The following is a 14,257-nucleotide window of genomic DNA, read 5'->3' as shown; positions in this document are numbered from 1 at the left end:
CCTATAGGAACAGATTTCTCAAATCTTCCACGGATTTCTCAAATCTTGCCGGTTCGTGAATCCCTTGTCTTAAAAATTGAATGATGGCAGAGTGATAGGATATCGCTTGGTCGATTTCTTTACTAGACCCTTTTTTATAGGCCCCGATTTGAATCAACTCACTATTTTCTTCATACGTAGCTAAAAGAGCTCGCAACTTCTCAGCTGATTCCTTATGCTCGGGAGAGACAATTTGCTTCATCACTCGACTGATGGACTTCAAAATATTGATGGCTGGAAAATGTCCTTGTTCTGCGAGTTTACGATCAAGAACAAAATGACCATCAAGAATTCCCCGGACAGTATCAGAGATCGGTTCATTCAAATCATCGCCATCAACTAAAACTGTGTAAAAGGCTGTAATCGTTCCATTTGTGCTGGACCCAGTTCGTTCTAATAGTTTGGGTAAGAGTGCAAAAACGGAGGGCGTATAGCCTTTGGTCGTTGGTGGTTCTCCCGTAGCAAGACCAATCTCACGCTGCGCCATGGCAAAACGAGTGACAGAATCCATCATCAAATTGACGTTATACCCAAGGTCACGAAAATATTCACTGATGGCTGTCGCTGTGTAAGCTCCCTTTACTCTCATCAAAGCTGGCTGGTCGGAAGTAGCAACTACAAGAATGGAGTTTTTTAACCCCTCATCACCAAGATCATTCTCAATGAACTCCCTCACTTCCCGGCCCCTTTCCCCAATCAAGGCGATCACATTTAAATCGGCGGAGCTGTTTCTGGCGATCATTCCCATCAAGGTACTTTTACCAACACCGCTTCCTGCAAATATACCGACCCTCTGTCCTTTGCCGACCGTCAACATGGTGTCAACAGCTCTCACGCCTACTTGAATCGGTTCATGAATCGGTGGACGCATGAGAGGGTTGGGAGGATTCTGGTCTGTAGGATACCCCCTTAAACCTAGTGGCATCGATGCACCATCTAACGGGTACCCTGTAGCATCCAGGATCTTACCGACAAGTCCCATCCCGACTTTGATTCGCATGGGTTCACCGGTGGCTTCGACAATGCTTCCAGGCCCCACTTCCTTTAATTCTCGAAAAGGCATCAAGAGGATGTTTTCATTGTTGAAACCGACCACTTCGGCTGCGATTTTTTCTTTTTGTTCAGAAGTATGGATATAACACAAATCACCGACAGAGGCTTCCGGCCCTTTGGATTCAATCATAAGTCCGACAACCCTATGAATTTTCCCGTACCTTTTCATAGATTCTGCATTGGCGATCGCATCAAAATAACGCTGACTATTCATTTCCCATCTCCTCATGTGCAACCGAGAGCAGTTGATGCCTGAGTTCTGATAACTGAGTATCTACGCTTCCATCAAGTCTTCCAAACCGTGACTCCACGATACATGCGTTAGGGTCTAACTCTTCTTCTGCATAAATACTTAAGTATGAGGATGGCGTAATCAGCCGTTCAAGTTCGTCAGACTGTTTATGGACAAAACTATATTTTTCCGGGTGGACATACAAGGCGACTTCTGGTTGTCCTTTGACCTCTTCCATCACTTTTTTAACCACCGGCATAAACGAGGTCGGATCTTCTTCCAGTTTCTTGTTAAGAATCTTTTCGGCAGTTTTCATAGCTACTTCTACGATCGTTCTTTCACTATTTGTAACCATACGGTCATGCGAAGCTTTCGCTTGAAGGATCATATCATTAGCCTGGGATAACCGGGTTTGGAAGGTTTCGTATCCTTCTTTATGACCTTGTTGAAAACCCTCTTTCATCCCTTTCTGGTAGGCTTCACTTTCAATCATTTTTCTTTCTTCTTCCCAAGTGGCTTTCAAAGACTCTATTTCTTCTTCCGTGGAGCGAATCAATTGCTTCCTTTGATTCCTGGCTGCCTCTAGATCTTCTTGAGCCTGCTGTAAGTGCTGCTTGATTTGCAGCCGCTGCTGGTCTTGTTCTTCTTCATTAGTGCGATGTCCTTGAAAATGAACAGGTCTTAAGCCAATGACACGGCCATTGGAAGAAGATCCGCCATTAGACAATGATGTCATCTCCTCCACCTCTTGCTATTACGATTTCTCCAACATCTTCTAAACGGCGAATGGTGGAAACTACTCTCGTCTGCGCTTCTTCCACATCCCGCAGTCTGACAGGTCCCATAAATTCCATCTCTTCTTTAAAAGTGGTTGCCATCCGTTCAGACATGTTACTGAATACGATGTCCTTCACTTCTTCACTGGACACTTTAAGTGACAGTCGCAGATCATCATTTTCAACATCACGGATGATCCTCTGTATCGCCCTGTTATCCAGAGCAACAATATCCTCAAACACAAACATCCGTTTCTTAATTTCTTCTGCGAGTTCCGGATCTTGTATTTCAAGGGAGTCAAGGATCGTCCTTTCTGTACTACGATCAACACCATTTAAAACTTCCACAACCGCTTGAATTCCACCAGTTTCTGTATAGTCCTGAGTGACTGTTGTAGACAACTTTTTCTCGAGAATTTGCTCTACCTGACTGATCACTTCAGGGGAAGTGGAATCCATGGTGGCAATCCTTCGAGCAACGTCTGCCTGAAGTTCCTGGGGGAGTTCTGATAATATCTGTCCAGACTGTTCAGGGTCGAGGTAGGACAATACTAGTGCTATGGTTTGTGGGTGCTCGTTTTGAATAAAGTTCAGGATCTGATGAGCATCCGCTTTTCTAGCGAAGTCAAATGGCTTCACTTGCAAAGATGAAGTGAGACGCCCGATAATATTCGATGCTTCATCTGAACCAAGCGCTTTCTCAAGAATCGTTTTAGCATAGCCGATTCCACCCTGTGAAATATAATCCTGAGCTAATGCAATTTGATGAAACTGATCCAGGATTTCTTCTTTTTCTTTACTATCCACTTTTTGAACAGAAGAGATTTCCAATGTCAATTGTTCAATCTCTTCTTCATCTAAATGTTTGTAAACTTGAGCAGCAACATCCGGACCAAGGGAGATCAACAGGACAGCCGCTTTCTGCTTGCCAGTCAACTTTGTTTTTCTTAAGGCCATACATAGACCTCCTTAATCTTCCGCAATCCATGATCGCAATAATTTCGCAAAATCTTCAGGTTTTTCTTTTGCCATTTTTTCCAACTGTTTCCGTTTGCGCGTTCCTTCATCTTCCCGCTCTTCTATAGAAGGGATTTCCTGAGGCCTAGATTCTTGCACCTCTTCTTCAAAGAACATGTAGTCTTCCTCAGCCTCGTCTACCTTCGTTCTCTTTCTTCTAGCGATAACGATGAGCAGTACGAGGATCGTAAATAAGAGTATAGCTCCGATAATGTAAACCCATAGAGGAATGCCTTCCCGTGAATCAGGGAATTCGGGTTCCCCATTGAATTCCTGGAACACGATCGATACTTTTTCCTGTGTATCTATTTCTCCGTATTCGCCATTAATCGAAGTTGTAATCATTGAATCCACAATGGACTGTACGCTCTCTTGCACAGTTTGTTGTTCAGCAGCAGTCAGGTATTCGATCTCACCGTCTGGACCGACACTCTTGGTATTATCGATTGCTACTTGAATCCCTAAATCCCTGACCTTATATGGACTTTCTTCAATATTCTTCTTGATTCTGTTGAACTCATTGTTGATGGTTTCACGATTCATTTCGTAATCTCCACCAGAACCTTCTGTGCCAGCCGGGTATTCCGGTATGTCCCCTTCTTCTGTACCTACAGGTCCACCTTCAGGAATACCACCTTCGTAAGTTTCTTCAATTCTTTCTACACTCACAGGTAGCCCTTCCATTGTTTCAGGGTCTACAGGCTCAACAAGTTCCTCTACACGATTTTCCTTAGTGAAATCAATATCTGCTGTTACAGTAGCCATCACTTTTTGCTGGCCGATCATCATGCCGAGCATACGCTGCAAACGCTGCTTAATGTCTCTTTCAATGTCTTTTTTCACATTCTGCTGATACGTATAAGCATTGTCAGAACCACCCATATGAGATTTGTTGATATCAAAATAGTTGAAATTCTGGTCCATAATGACGATATTATCTTTAGGTAGATTCGGTACAGATTTTGAAGCTAAGTTATAAAGTGCTTCGATTTGTCCATTTTCAATTTGGTGCCCCGGCTGTACATTGAGCACAATAGAGGCAGAGGCCGGTTGCGCGGATTCAGAAACAAAGACCTGTTCTTCCGGCATGTTGATCATGACTTGAGCATCCTGGATGCCTGTGATGCCTTTCATTAAATTGGCAAGTTCGGTCTGCATCGCATCGAGCTTGATGACATCAAACTCATTATCCGTCATCCCCCAGGATGTATTTCCACTGAAAAAACCATAATCAATTGTTCCACTATTAGGCAGGCCAGCAGCTGCGAGGTCAACAAGTAAACCTTCTGCCTGGGTGTCTGGAACAAGTATGGTTGATCCTCCTTGATCCAGTTCATATGTAACTCCTCTTGTTTCCAGTTCCGTCTTAATTTGACCAATTTCCTGTAATGTCAAATCTCTGTATAAGGGAACCATATTCGTACGTGAGGCGAAAACACCAGTTAGGATAAAGATTAAAATAATGGCAGCCACCCCGCCAATTATCCACCCCTTTTGTGATGTTTTCCGCTCTTTCCAAAAGGTTGTCATTCTTCCTTGATATTTTTTTATTTTTTCTTTCATAGTTGCCCCCAAAAAAAGCACGACCTAAGCGAATGGTTTAGTGCGAATTAAATATAAAGCAGAGTTATACCTGCATACGCATAATTTCTTTATATGCTTCTACGACTTTACTCTGCATTTCCACAGTTGTCTTCATAGTGATGCTTGCCTTTTGTGAAGAGATCATCACATCATGCAAATCGTTGATGTCTCCCCGAGCGAGTGCCTTTGTCTTTTCATTAGACAGAATTTGAGCTTTGTTCACTCCTGCAACAGCATCCTTTAATTGATTGGCAAATGTTGCATGAGCTTCACCAGGAGAAATATTTTTCTCCCATTGGGTTTGAGAAGGTTGGCTTAAGGGGATTGTGTTAATTATAGGGTTGGACATACTCTATTCTCCTTACTTTATCTTCCGATTTCCAAAGCTTTCATTAACATACTTTTAGAAGCATTGACTGCCGTCACATTCGCCTCATACGAACGAGTGGCACTCATCATATCAACCATTTCTTTTAAAGGGTCGACATTAGGCAGTTCTACATAACCATCCTCGTTGGCATCAGGATGATTTGGGTTGTATACGAGTTTAAATGGCTCTTCGTCCTCAATGATTGCTGTTGCTTTCACACCACTTCCTTGTGATGAATCACTGGCTGCTTTATGTAAAAAACTTTTGAAGTTGTTTTCAGACGGCTCAAAGACGACCATCCTGCGCCGGTAAGGCTGCCATTCTCCATTCTCATCCAAAGTGGCTCTTGTTGTATTTGCGTTCGCCATGTTCGATGAAGCTACATCCATACGTAAGCGCTGAGCTGTGAGTGCGCTTGCACTATTGTTCATTGCATGAAAGATACTCATCCGTTAATTCCCTCCCCTGATGACAGATTCCAGGCTGCGGAATTTACCACTCATGCGGTCAACTAAAGCCTGATACTGGATTTGATTTTGTGCCAGCTCATTCATTTCTTTATCGATGTCCACGTTATTTCCGTTATGATTGTATACCGTATCTGTTCTTGTAAACGTCCGATACGGTTGACCAGTGTTATTCGTAAAGGGTAAATGACGATCATTCGTTCTTTTCGCCTGCAGAAATGAGTGTTCCTGATTTAAGACATCCTTGAAAGCGACACCTTTAGCTTTATACCCCGGTGTATCCACGTTGGCAATATTATTAGAGATTGCTCTGTTTTTAGCTGATGAATAGTCCAAAGCATTCTCTAAACTTGTAAAAGTGCTACTGAAAAGAGCCATTACTCCACCTCTATTCGACATTTTTCCATACTCACAGACACAATTGTAAAAAAATTCACGTACTTGTGTCTATATAAAAAGGTACTTTTTTACGAGAGTATTACAAACACCCCAAAAGAATCAGGTCTATATTCCTTAGTTTTTAACTTTTGTTTCCAAGTGTCGAAATCTTTCCCATAATGAACATTATTACATAACTTTTTGTCGAATAGTGAATATATTTTGGATATTTTTAAAACACGACATAAGATAGTGAAAATAGGTTAAATCTGTTAAAAAACACATCACCCTCGAAGAAATAGTCGTTCTTTGTTACAATATATGGAAGAAATGCAGGAGACTCATATTACTACGATTATAGAGTAGATGAATCTGCGAGGAATCCCCCCTTTTCCTTGGAGTTCAGCAAGCCTTCCCTCATTTTTAAGTCATCTTCGAATTACTGCGTTCTTCTTGTTTACTTCATCGGCTTCATCCAGAGTATATGTCACAGATTAGCGTGGCCACAGACTTCATGTAGAAACTCTCCAGTTCTCCGACTTTTCAATTTTTCTTCAAGAACACTTCTGATAATAGCGACTTCATGGAAGTGAATCATTTCAGATCCTGATCAGTTTTTAGATAAGAAAATAAATCTTTTTATGTGTAGCACGAAAGTGAGTAAAAGATAGCTCTCGAGCATGAAGGTTCTTTGCTAACATCTATCGGATGGGGCCGGGTTAAGAAACTAAAGGACTCCCGCTGCTAGCAAACGGATATTTTAGAGAGCACGCCGGACCTTAGACTAAAGCTCCCTCTATTCACCACATGAAAGTGTCATTGGAGAACCTCTAGGATATAAGCGTGTCTGAACGATGGAACTCATCCCATCACCACGATGTTAAGGAATAACAGAGCCTATTGAAACTCAATAAACGCATAAAAAAACCGCCACTTTGTAAAAAGTGGCGGTTTGATTTTTCTTAATTGGTACGAAGCTTTTGAAGCTCCAGTAGGAAGTTGTTATTCAATACTTTGATGTAGGTTCCCTTCATTCCTAATGAACGAGACTCGATAACACCTGCACTTTCCAGTTTTCTAAGGGCATTAACAATTACTGACCTTGTAATTCCTACACGGTCGGCAATTTTACTTGCTACAAGCAGCCCTTCGTTCCCTTCCAGCTCTTCAAAAATGTGTTCGATAGCTTCAAGTTCACTATAGGATAGGGAGCTGATTGCCATTTGTACGACAGCTTTGCTTCGTGCTTCCTGTTCGATTTCTTCAGTTTTTTCATGAAGAATTTCCATACCAACTACAGTAGCTCCGTATTCAGCTAGCAGAAGATCATCTTCATTGAAATTACTATTCAGGCGGCTCAGAATAAGCGTACCTAGACGCTGGCCACCACCAATGATCGGAACGATTGTTGTTAGACCATTTTCAAACAGTTCACGGTTTTCAACAGGAAAAGCCGTGTATTCACTGTTGATATCGATATCCGGCGTAGTTTCTTCTATTTTGAATAGGTTTTGTGTGTACTCTTCCGGGAATTGACGCTCAGAAAGCATGGCCTTCATTCGCTCATTCTCAATTTCCTGATTGATGGCAAAGCCTAAAAGCTTTCCTCGACGGCTTAAGACGAATGTATTCGCCTCAATCACGTCTCGCATTGTTGCGGACATATCATTGAAGTCCACGGATTTACCTGTGGTTTTTTGCAGCATTGCATTGATTTTACGTGCACGGTCTAATAGTTTCATGTTCATTTCCTCCTTGTTGTTCACCCTATAAAATAAATCGACTCAAATCTTTGTTTTTTACAATAGATGATAGTTTGCTGTCTACATACTGCGGTGTGATTTCAATGGTTTCCATCGTTACGTCAGGGGCTTCAAAAGATAAATCCTCAAGCAGTTTTTCTAAAATCGTGTGCAGTCTCCGCGCCCCGATGTTGTCTGTTTCCTGATTTACTTCATGAGCGATTTCTGCGAGTCTAGTAATAGCATCGTCAGAAAATTCAACCTTTATACCTTCTATTTCAAGTAAAGCCTTATATTGTTTCAAAAGAGCATTCGAAGGCTCTGTTAAAATGTTCTTGAAGTCTGAAACACTGAGTTTATTCAACTCTACACGGATGGGAAACCTTCCCTGCAGTTCTGGAATTAAATCAGAAGGCTTCGCCATATGGAAAGCACCGGCAGCAACAAATAGAATATGGTCAGTTGCAACAGGTCCGTATTTCGTGACGACCGTCGAGCCTTCGACGATTGGAAGGATGTCTCTTTGTACACCTTCCCGGGATACATTCGCCTGGTTGTCACCCTTGGCTGCCACTTTATCGATCTCATCAATAAAGATCATCCCAGCCTGTTCTACTTTAGCTACAGCATCCTGACCGACTTCATCCATATCCACCAATTTTCCTGCTTCTTCTTGTGTTAATACTTTTCGTGCTTCAGAAACAGGAAGTTTACGTTTCTTTTTCTTTTTCGGCATGAATTGACTGAATGCATCCTGCATGTTCATACCCATCTGTTCCATACCGGAGCCTTGCATCATGTCAAACATGGAAGATTGAGATTCTTCCACCTCAATGGTTACCATACGGTCCTCCAGCTCACCAAGATCCAATTGATGACGAATACGGCTTCTTTTTGTCTCTATTTCCGCTTCTTCGCTCTTCTCATCAGGCTCCACTTCCTGTTGATTGCCTTGATTAAAGATCATCTCAAATGGGTTTTTGAAGTTATTGGATTGTTTTTTCTTAGAAGGAACGAGCAGTTTTACAAGGCGCTTGTTCGCTTGTTCTTCTGCTCTGTCTTTCACAGCCTCCATTTTCTCTTCCTTCACCATGCGTACGGCCATTTCCACTAAGTCACGTACCATGGATTCCACATCACGACCAACGTAACCGACCTCAGTGAATTTGGTAGCTTCTACTTTTACAAAAGGAGCCCCGACTAATTTCGCTAAACGACGGGCAATTTCAGTTTTACCTACTCCTGTAGGCCCCATCATTAAGATGTTTTTCGGTACGATTTCATCTTTCAAATCATCTGTCAGCTGCATGCGGCGATACCTGTTTCGAAGAGCAATGGCTACAGATCGCTTAGCGCTCTCCTGGCCAATAATATATTGATCAAGTTTTTCAACAATTTGTCTTGGAGTCAAGTTTAATGACATACATGGTCCCCCTTAATCGAGAACTTCCAGAATTATTTGATCATTAGTAAACACGCAGATCTCTCCTGCAACCTCAAGTGCTGCTCTGGCAATTTGTGAAGCAGATTGTTCCGGTGAATAACGTTTCAAGGCTCGCCCTGCACTAAGAGCGAAGTTACCACCTGAACCGATAGCAAGAATACCATCGTCCGGTTCTATTACTTCCCCAGTACCTGATACAAGAAACATATTTTCTTTATCCATGACGATCAACATCGCTTCTAATTTCCTCAGAACGCGATCACTCCGCCACTCTTTGGCAAGTTCTACAGAAGCTCTAGCAAGGTTCCCATCATAGCTTTCCAGCTTTCCTTCAAACTTCTCAAATAGAGTAAAAGCATCGGCCACAGAACCAGCGAAACCTGCTAATACTTGATCATTAAATAATCGGCGGACTTTCCTTGCCTTGTGTTTCATCACTACTTGATTTCCTAATGTAACCTGACCATCTCCGCTCATCGCACACTCTCCGTTGTGCTGGACGGCAAAGATCGTTGTTGCATGAAATTGCTGCTCCATTATTTTCACCTCTTATTCGCTCGGGGATGACTGTTCATATATACATTTTTCAATCGATCTTTCGATACGTGCGTATAAATCTGAGTGGAAGAGAGCCGTTCATGCCCTAACAATTCCTGTACAGAGCGCAGATCTGCCCCTTCGTTCAGCAGGTGGGTAGCAAACGAATGCCTCAATTTATGGGGATGAATATCCACCGTCATTGCAGCATTTTCCACCATCTTTTTCAATATAAGCCTGATCCCATCGGCTGTTAAAGGACCACCTTTAGCATTCAAAAACAACCGTTTACTCGATGTATTTTTCTTAGAAGCCAATTGATTCCTGCCATCATTTATATATGTGTGAAGTGATTTTGCAGCAAACTGCCCATATGGAACGTAGCGATCTTTACTTCCTTTTCCATGAACAAGAGCTGTATTCAATGAAAAATCCAGGTCAGAGAGGTCCATTTTCACACATTCACTGACACGTATACCCGTTCCATAAAGAAGTTCGATAAGAGCCTGGTTTCTCTGTCCTAAAGGCGTATGAAGATCACTCACTGTGAATAGTTTCTCTAATTCTTCTTCATAGAAGAAGTTCGGTATAGGACTTTCTTTCTTTGGCAATACCACATTTAAAAATGGGTTCTGACCGACAATTTCTTCTCGTTCTAAAAAACGGAAATAGCTTCTCAAACTTGATATTTTTCTGGAGACTGTCCTTCTTGAATGCTGCGCATCATACTGCCTTGATAAAAAGATTCGAATGACGGGGTATTCACATTCCTGAATCGTTACCCCCTCGGATGTGAGAAACGATTCAAATTCATCCAAATCCCTTCCGTAATGCTTTAAAGTAAGAGGCGAAGCGTTTTTTTCAATTTGAAGGTATTCCATAAAAAGATCTTTGTATGACTGCATAATTCCTGCCACCTCTCAAAGGCGTCTAAATTTTATCACAACACTCATAGACATAACAATGCATTTAATTAAAATGTAACAAAATTCTGAATTGTTTCCAACTCTTAATAACCAAGGAGTCTCAGAAATCGTAGTTTCATTAGGATATGTGTCAAGTATGTATACTTACCAAAGCGTAATTATAGCGTCCCATATTATAGCTGTCAATCAAAAACTTACGTTCCATAAAAACTCATCATCGATTTCATAATTTATCCCTATTCTTTAAGTCTTAGGTTGTACCTTTTATCTGTTTAGCAGCTGTCTTGTAATCCAACATCTGTTGAAACAAATAAAAAAAGAGTCTATAACTAAAAGGATAGTCATAGACTCTTGGTTTTATAACTAGATCATGATTGAGGCTCTTCTTTATAGTCACATTCGGTACACTGAATCTGAGTACCCTTCTTCGACTTCTTCTCCACAAGCAGAGATTCACATTTCGGACAAGGTCTGCTGATTGGCTTATCCCAGGATATGAAGTCACAATCAGGATAGTTTTCACAACCAAAAAACTTGCGGTTTTTCTTACTTTTCCGTTCGACGACTTCTCCATCTTTACATTTCGGACAAGTGACTCCGACCTTTTTAAGAATCGGTTTCGTATTGCGGCAGTCAGGGAAATTCGAACATGCAAGGAACTTTCCGTACCTCCCCATTTTATAGACCATTTCATGCCCACATTTCTCGCAATCAATTCCTGCAGGCTCATCTTTAATTTCAATTTCTTCCATTTCTTTTTCTGCTTTTTCTAAGCGAGGCTGAAAACCATCATAGAATTGGCTGATGATGTTCACCCAATCCTCTTTTCCATCCTCAATTGCATCAAGGTCATCTTCCATACCTTTCGTAAAATCGACGTCAATGATTTCCGGGAAGTACTCTCTCAATTGCTCAAGAACAATTTCTCCGAGCTCCGTTGGAATAAAACGTTTATTATCCAGAGCGACATAACCACGACGCTGAATGGTATCAAGGGTTGGTGCATAAGTTGAAGGACGCCCGATTCCAAGCTCCTCAAGTGTCTTAACCAGACGCGCTTCCGTGTACCTTGGAGGCGGCTGCGTGAAGTGTTGGTTCGGTTGGATTTCTTCTGCTTTTACAGTCATCCCTTCTTCAAGATGAGGCAAAAGTTTGTCTTTCTCTTTCTTATTATCATCCCGACCTTCGATATAGACTTTCATAAACCCTTTGAATTTCACTTCAGAACCTGTAGCTCTGAATTCCACCCCTTCATTGTAAAGGTGGACGGTCATTGTATCCAACACCGCTGGCGCCATTTGGCTTGCTATAAACCTGTCCCAAATCAATTTATACAGACGATACTGGTCACGGGATAATATGCTCTTCATAGCCTTCGGATCACGATCTGCTCCTGTAGGCCTGATGGCCTCGTGGGCATCTTGTGCTCCTTCTTGCTTTTTAGCCCCTTTACTTTGACCAAGAAACTCTTTGCCGAAATTACCTTCGATGTATTGCTTAGCATCCTCTTTGGCCGAATTCGACAAACGTGTGGAATCCGTACGCATATACGTAATTAAACCAGTAGTCCCCTGCTTTCCGCCAAGATCAATTCCTTCATAAAGCTGTTGAGCAATCATCATTGTCTTCTTCGCACGGAAGTTCAATTTACGTGCCGCTTCCTGCTGCAGTGAGGAAGTGGTGAAAGGAAGGGACGGGTTCCTTTTTCTTTCTCTTTTGTTTACTTTCTCTACAGAGAAATCTTTTCCTTTCATCCGCTTTTGGATTTCATCTACATCATCCTGTGTTTTCAAATCCTTCTTCTTGCCATCAACACCATAAAAGGAACCTTCAAAGGTCTCTTTTTCTTTTAAGAAATCAGCTTCAATGGTCCAATATTCTTCGGGTTGGAATTTTTTAATCTCATTTTCGCGATCAATGATAATCTTCACGGCAACGGATTGAACACGGCCCGCACTCAAGCCCTTTTTCACTTTCTTCCAAAGAATAGGGCTTATGTTATATCCGACAAGGCGGTCAAGAATCCGGCGGGCCTGTTGAGCATCCACCAGATCCGAATCGATCGATCTCGGGTGTTTAAATGAATCTTTTATTGCTTCTTTGGTGATTTCGTTGAAAACGACTCTACAATCTGAAGTATCATCAATTTCCAAACTGTGGGCTAAATGCCAGGCAATCGCTTCCCCTTCGCGGTCGGGGTCGGCAGCGAGATAAACTTTCTTTGCCTTTTTGGCGGCAGTCTTTAGTTCTTTTAAAACAGGGCCTTTTCCCCTGATCGTTATATATTTGGGATTGAATTCATTTTCAACGTCCACACCCATTTGACTCTTAGGCAAGTCACGCACATGTCCAAGGGATGCTTTGACTTTATATTTCTTTCCCAGGTATCGTTCAATTGTTTTTGCTTTTGCAGGTGATTCTACTATTACCAGATAATCTGCCATATAGGTTCCTCCCATAGAGGTGTTTTCTCTTTATGTTTCATACACTCTTTTTACATTTTTGTTTTTTAATTTACCTATCGCTCTAAAACTTAATCAAATGGAAAAGGAAACCTAACTGTCCTATCCAGTAAGAAAAAGTCACTCGAACGTGGTCATCTTTCTATGCTAGTGGGTGAATCAGCTTTTTATAAAATAAATCTTCCCTATTATTAAATACAATGAAACCGTTTGTCAAACATATATTTTTCAAAAAAGTCACAAATTGGTCCAATCTCACCCTTGAATGTAACACCTTTGTAACGGATTATTCAAATTTTTCTAACCAATCTTCCAGAATGTCGTGATACGTATGAACCAATTTTGCGCCTTCATTAATCATTTTATGACACCCTTCACTGGTTATCCTTCCCGCAGGACCCGGAAGTGCGTAAACATCTTTCCCCTGCTCCAAGGCTTGGTCTACTGTAATTAATGTTCCACTCCTCAATCGAGCCTCGATCACGAAGGTGCTTGGAGTCAATCCGGCGATCAATCGGTTACGTTCAGGGAAATGGTACTTCTTCGGGGGACAGTCTGGCGGGTATTCACTAATGACTAAGTGATTTACAGACAAGTTATGGTATAGTGTAGGATTGTTCTTAGGATAAATATGCTGAAATCCAGAACCGAGAACGGCAATTGTTTTTCCATTATATTCAATCGCTAACGTGTGGGCAAGTTGATCAATTCCCTGTGCCATTCCACTGACAATGGTAAATCCTGACTTGATGAGGGGGATAAGTACAGCTTTCATAGCAGGAAATGCATACGATGACGGTCTGCGCGTGCCGATCACACTTATGGAAAGGGGGTTATAAAAAAAAGATACATCTCCTTGCATGTAAAGGACATAAGGAGGGTCTGGAATCGTTTTTAAAGACTCTGGATAAGTGTGATCAAAGACGGTGACAATTGTATATTTTTGGTCGTATATGTCGAGTTTCTTCATTATATTAGGTTCTGTTATATGTCGGAGGATGGATTGTGCTCTAGCATGGGGAATGGATAGATCTTTGGATAATTGTGAAGCCGAACATGAAAAGGGGTGAAATAAAGAAGCATCGATCTGAAGTAATTTTCTTACGAGAGATCTCGTCATGTGAGGAGAATCATGAAGAAGGAGTAAGCGTGTTCTACGGTCTTTCATCAGGCACCTCATTTCCATAATTTAGAGGCCGTACCTGTTCATCGATACGGCCTCTTTCTTCA

13 protein-coding genes are annotated in these 14,257 nt (G+C 41.7%); all 13 read right to left on the bottom strand.

Annotated elements, in window-relative coordinates:
• Position 1 precedes the first annotated feature (1 nt).
• Positions 2–1,306: a flagellar protein export ATPase FliI gene (gene fliI, locus J0K78_RS01120; RefSeq protein WP_206945035.1), complete on the bottom strand. Its 1,305-nt coding sequence runs from the start codon at positions 1,304–1,306 to the stop codon at positions 2–4.
• A complete protein-coding gene (fliH, locus tag J0K78_RS01115; RefSeq protein ID WP_206945034.1) occupies positions 1,299–2,060 on the bottom strand; it encodes a flagellar assembly protein FliH in 762 nt (253 codons plus the stop codon). The genes fliI and fliH overlap by 8 nt, the downstream gene beginning before the upstream one ends.
• The gene (fliG, locus tag J0K78_RS01110; protein WP_206945033.1) at positions 2,044–3,057 is read right to left on the bottom strand and encodes a flagellar motor switch protein FliG; all 1,014 of its coding nucleotides are present in this window, start codon (positions 3,055–3,057) and stop codon (positions 2,044–2,046) included. The genes fliH and fliG overlap by 17 nt, the downstream gene beginning before the upstream one ends.
• Before the next feature lie 12 nt (positions 3,058–3,069).
• Positions 3,070–4,680 (bottom strand): flagellar basal-body MS-ring/collar protein FliF, encoded by a 1,611-nt coding sequence (gene fliF / locus J0K78_RS01105; protein WP_206945032.1) that lies wholly within the window; start codon positions 4,678–4,680, stop codon positions 3,070–3,072.
• 64 nt (positions 4,681–4,744) lie between these two features.
• On the bottom strand, positions 4,745–5,050 hold the full coding sequence (gene fliE / locus J0K78_RS01100; protein ID WP_206945031.1) for a flagellar hook-basal body complex protein FliE: 306 nt from the start codon (positions 5,048–5,050) through the stop codon (positions 4,745–4,747).
• A 17-nt stretch (positions 5,051–5,067) separates the two neighbouring features.
• Entirely contained in the window at positions 5,068–5,520 is a 453-nt protein-coding gene (gene flgC / locus J0K78_RS01095) for a flagellar basal body rod protein FlgC (protein ID WP_206945030.1), read from the bottom strand.
• A 3-nt stretch (positions 5,521–5,523) separates the two neighbouring features.
• Entirely contained in the window at positions 5,524–5,916 is a 393-nt protein-coding gene (gene flgB, locus J0K78_RS01090) for a flagellar basal body rod protein FlgB (protein WP_206945029.1), read from the bottom strand.
• A 962-nt stretch (positions 5,917–6,878) separates the two neighbouring features.
• Positions 6,879–7,658 (bottom strand): GTP-sensing pleiotropic transcriptional regulator CodY, encoded by a 780-nt coding sequence (gene codY, locus J0K78_RS01085; RefSeq protein WP_160913181.1) that lies wholly within the window; start codon positions 7,656–7,658, stop codon positions 6,879–6,881.
• 25 nt (positions 7,659–7,683) lie between these two features.
• Complete coding sequence (gene hslU, locus J0K78_RS01080) at positions 7,684–9,081, bottom strand: ATP-dependent protease ATPase subunit HslU (RefSeq protein ID WP_206945028.1); 1,398 nt, start codon at positions 9,079–9,081, stop codon at positions 7,684–7,686.
• 12 nt (positions 9,082–9,093) lie between these two features.
• Positions 9,094–9,639, bottom strand: coding sequence for an ATP-dependent protease subunit HslV (gene hslV, locus J0K78_RS01075; RefSeq protein WP_160912422.1), 546 nt, complete (start codon positions 9,637–9,639; stop codon positions 9,094–9,096).
• Between the two features lie 5 nt (positions 9,640–9,644).
• Complete coding sequence (xerC, locus tag J0K78_RS01070) at positions 9,645–10,544, bottom strand: tyrosine recombinase XerC (RefSeq protein ID WP_206945027.1); 900 nt, start codon at positions 10,542–10,544, stop codon at positions 9,645–9,647.
• A gap of 389 nt (positions 10,545–10,933) precedes the next feature.
• Complete coding sequence (gene topA, locus J0K78_RS01065) at positions 10,934–13,009, bottom strand: type I DNA topoisomerase (RefSeq protein ID WP_206945026.1); 2,076 nt, start codon at positions 13,007–13,009, stop codon at positions 10,934–10,936.
• 304 nt (positions 13,010–13,313) lie between these two features.
• The gene (gene dprA, locus J0K78_RS01060) at positions 13,314–13,997 is read right to left on the bottom strand and encodes a DNA-processing protein DprA (RefSeq protein ID WP_242517674.1); all 684 of its coding nucleotides are present in this window, start codon (positions 13,995–13,997) and stop codon (positions 13,314–13,316) included.
• Positions 13,998–14,257 lie beyond the last annotated feature (260 nt).

This window comes from Halobacillus sp. GSS1 (assembly GCF_017307035.1).
GTDB lineage: Bacteria > Bacillota > Bacilli > Bacillales > Halobacillaceae > Halobacillus > Halobacillus litoralis.
Note: the sequence above shows the minus strand (reverse complement) of the source record. Positions and strands in the feature narration are given on the sequence as shown.

Coding starts and splice junctions, on each gene's coding strand:
- hslV (WP_160912422.1), bottom strand. CDS start 9,639: ATGGAGCAGCAATTTCATGCAACAACGATCTTTGCCGTCCAGCACAAC.
- fliG (WP_206945033.1), bottom strand. CDS start 3,057: ATGGCCTTAAGAAAAACAAAGTTGACTGGCAAGCAGAAAGCGGCTGTC.
- flgB (WP_206945029.1), bottom strand. CDS start 5,916: ATGGCTCTTTTCAGTAGCACTTTTACAAGTTTAGAGAATGCTTTGGAC.
- xerC (WP_206945027.1), bottom strand. CDS start 10,544: ATGCAGTCATACAAAGATCTTTTTATGGAATACCTTCAAATTGAAAAA.
- fliH (WP_206945034.1), bottom strand. CDS start 2,060: ATGACATCATTGTCTAATGGCGGATCTTCTTCCAATGGCCGTGTCATT.
- topA (WP_206945026.1), bottom strand. CDS start 13,009: ATGGCAGATTATCTGGTAATAGTAGAATCACCTGCAAAAGCAAAAACA.
- fliF (WP_206945032.1), bottom strand. CDS start 4,680: ATGAAAGAAAAAATAAAAAAATATCAAGGAAGAATGACAACCTTTTGG.
- codY (WP_160913181.1), bottom strand. CDS start 7,658: ATGAAACTATTAGACCGTGCACGTAAAATCAATGCAATGCTGCAAAAA.
- dprA (WP_242517674.1), bottom strand. CDS start 13,997: ATGAAGAAACTCGACATATACGACCAAAAATATACAATTGTCACCGTC.
- fliE (WP_206945031.1), bottom strand. CDS start 5,050: ATGTCCAACCCTATAATTAACACAATCCCCTTAAGCCAACCTTCTCAA.
- flgC (WP_206945030.1), bottom strand. CDS start 5,520: ATGAGTATCTTTCATGCAATGAACAATAGTGCAAGCGCACTCACAGCT.
- hslU (WP_206945028.1), bottom strand. CDS start 9,081: ATGTCATTAAACTTGACTCCAAGACAAATTGTTGAAAAACTTGATCAA.
- fliI (WP_206945035.1), bottom strand. CDS start 1,306: ATGAATAGTCAGCGTTATTTTGATGCGATCGCCAATGCAGAATCTATG.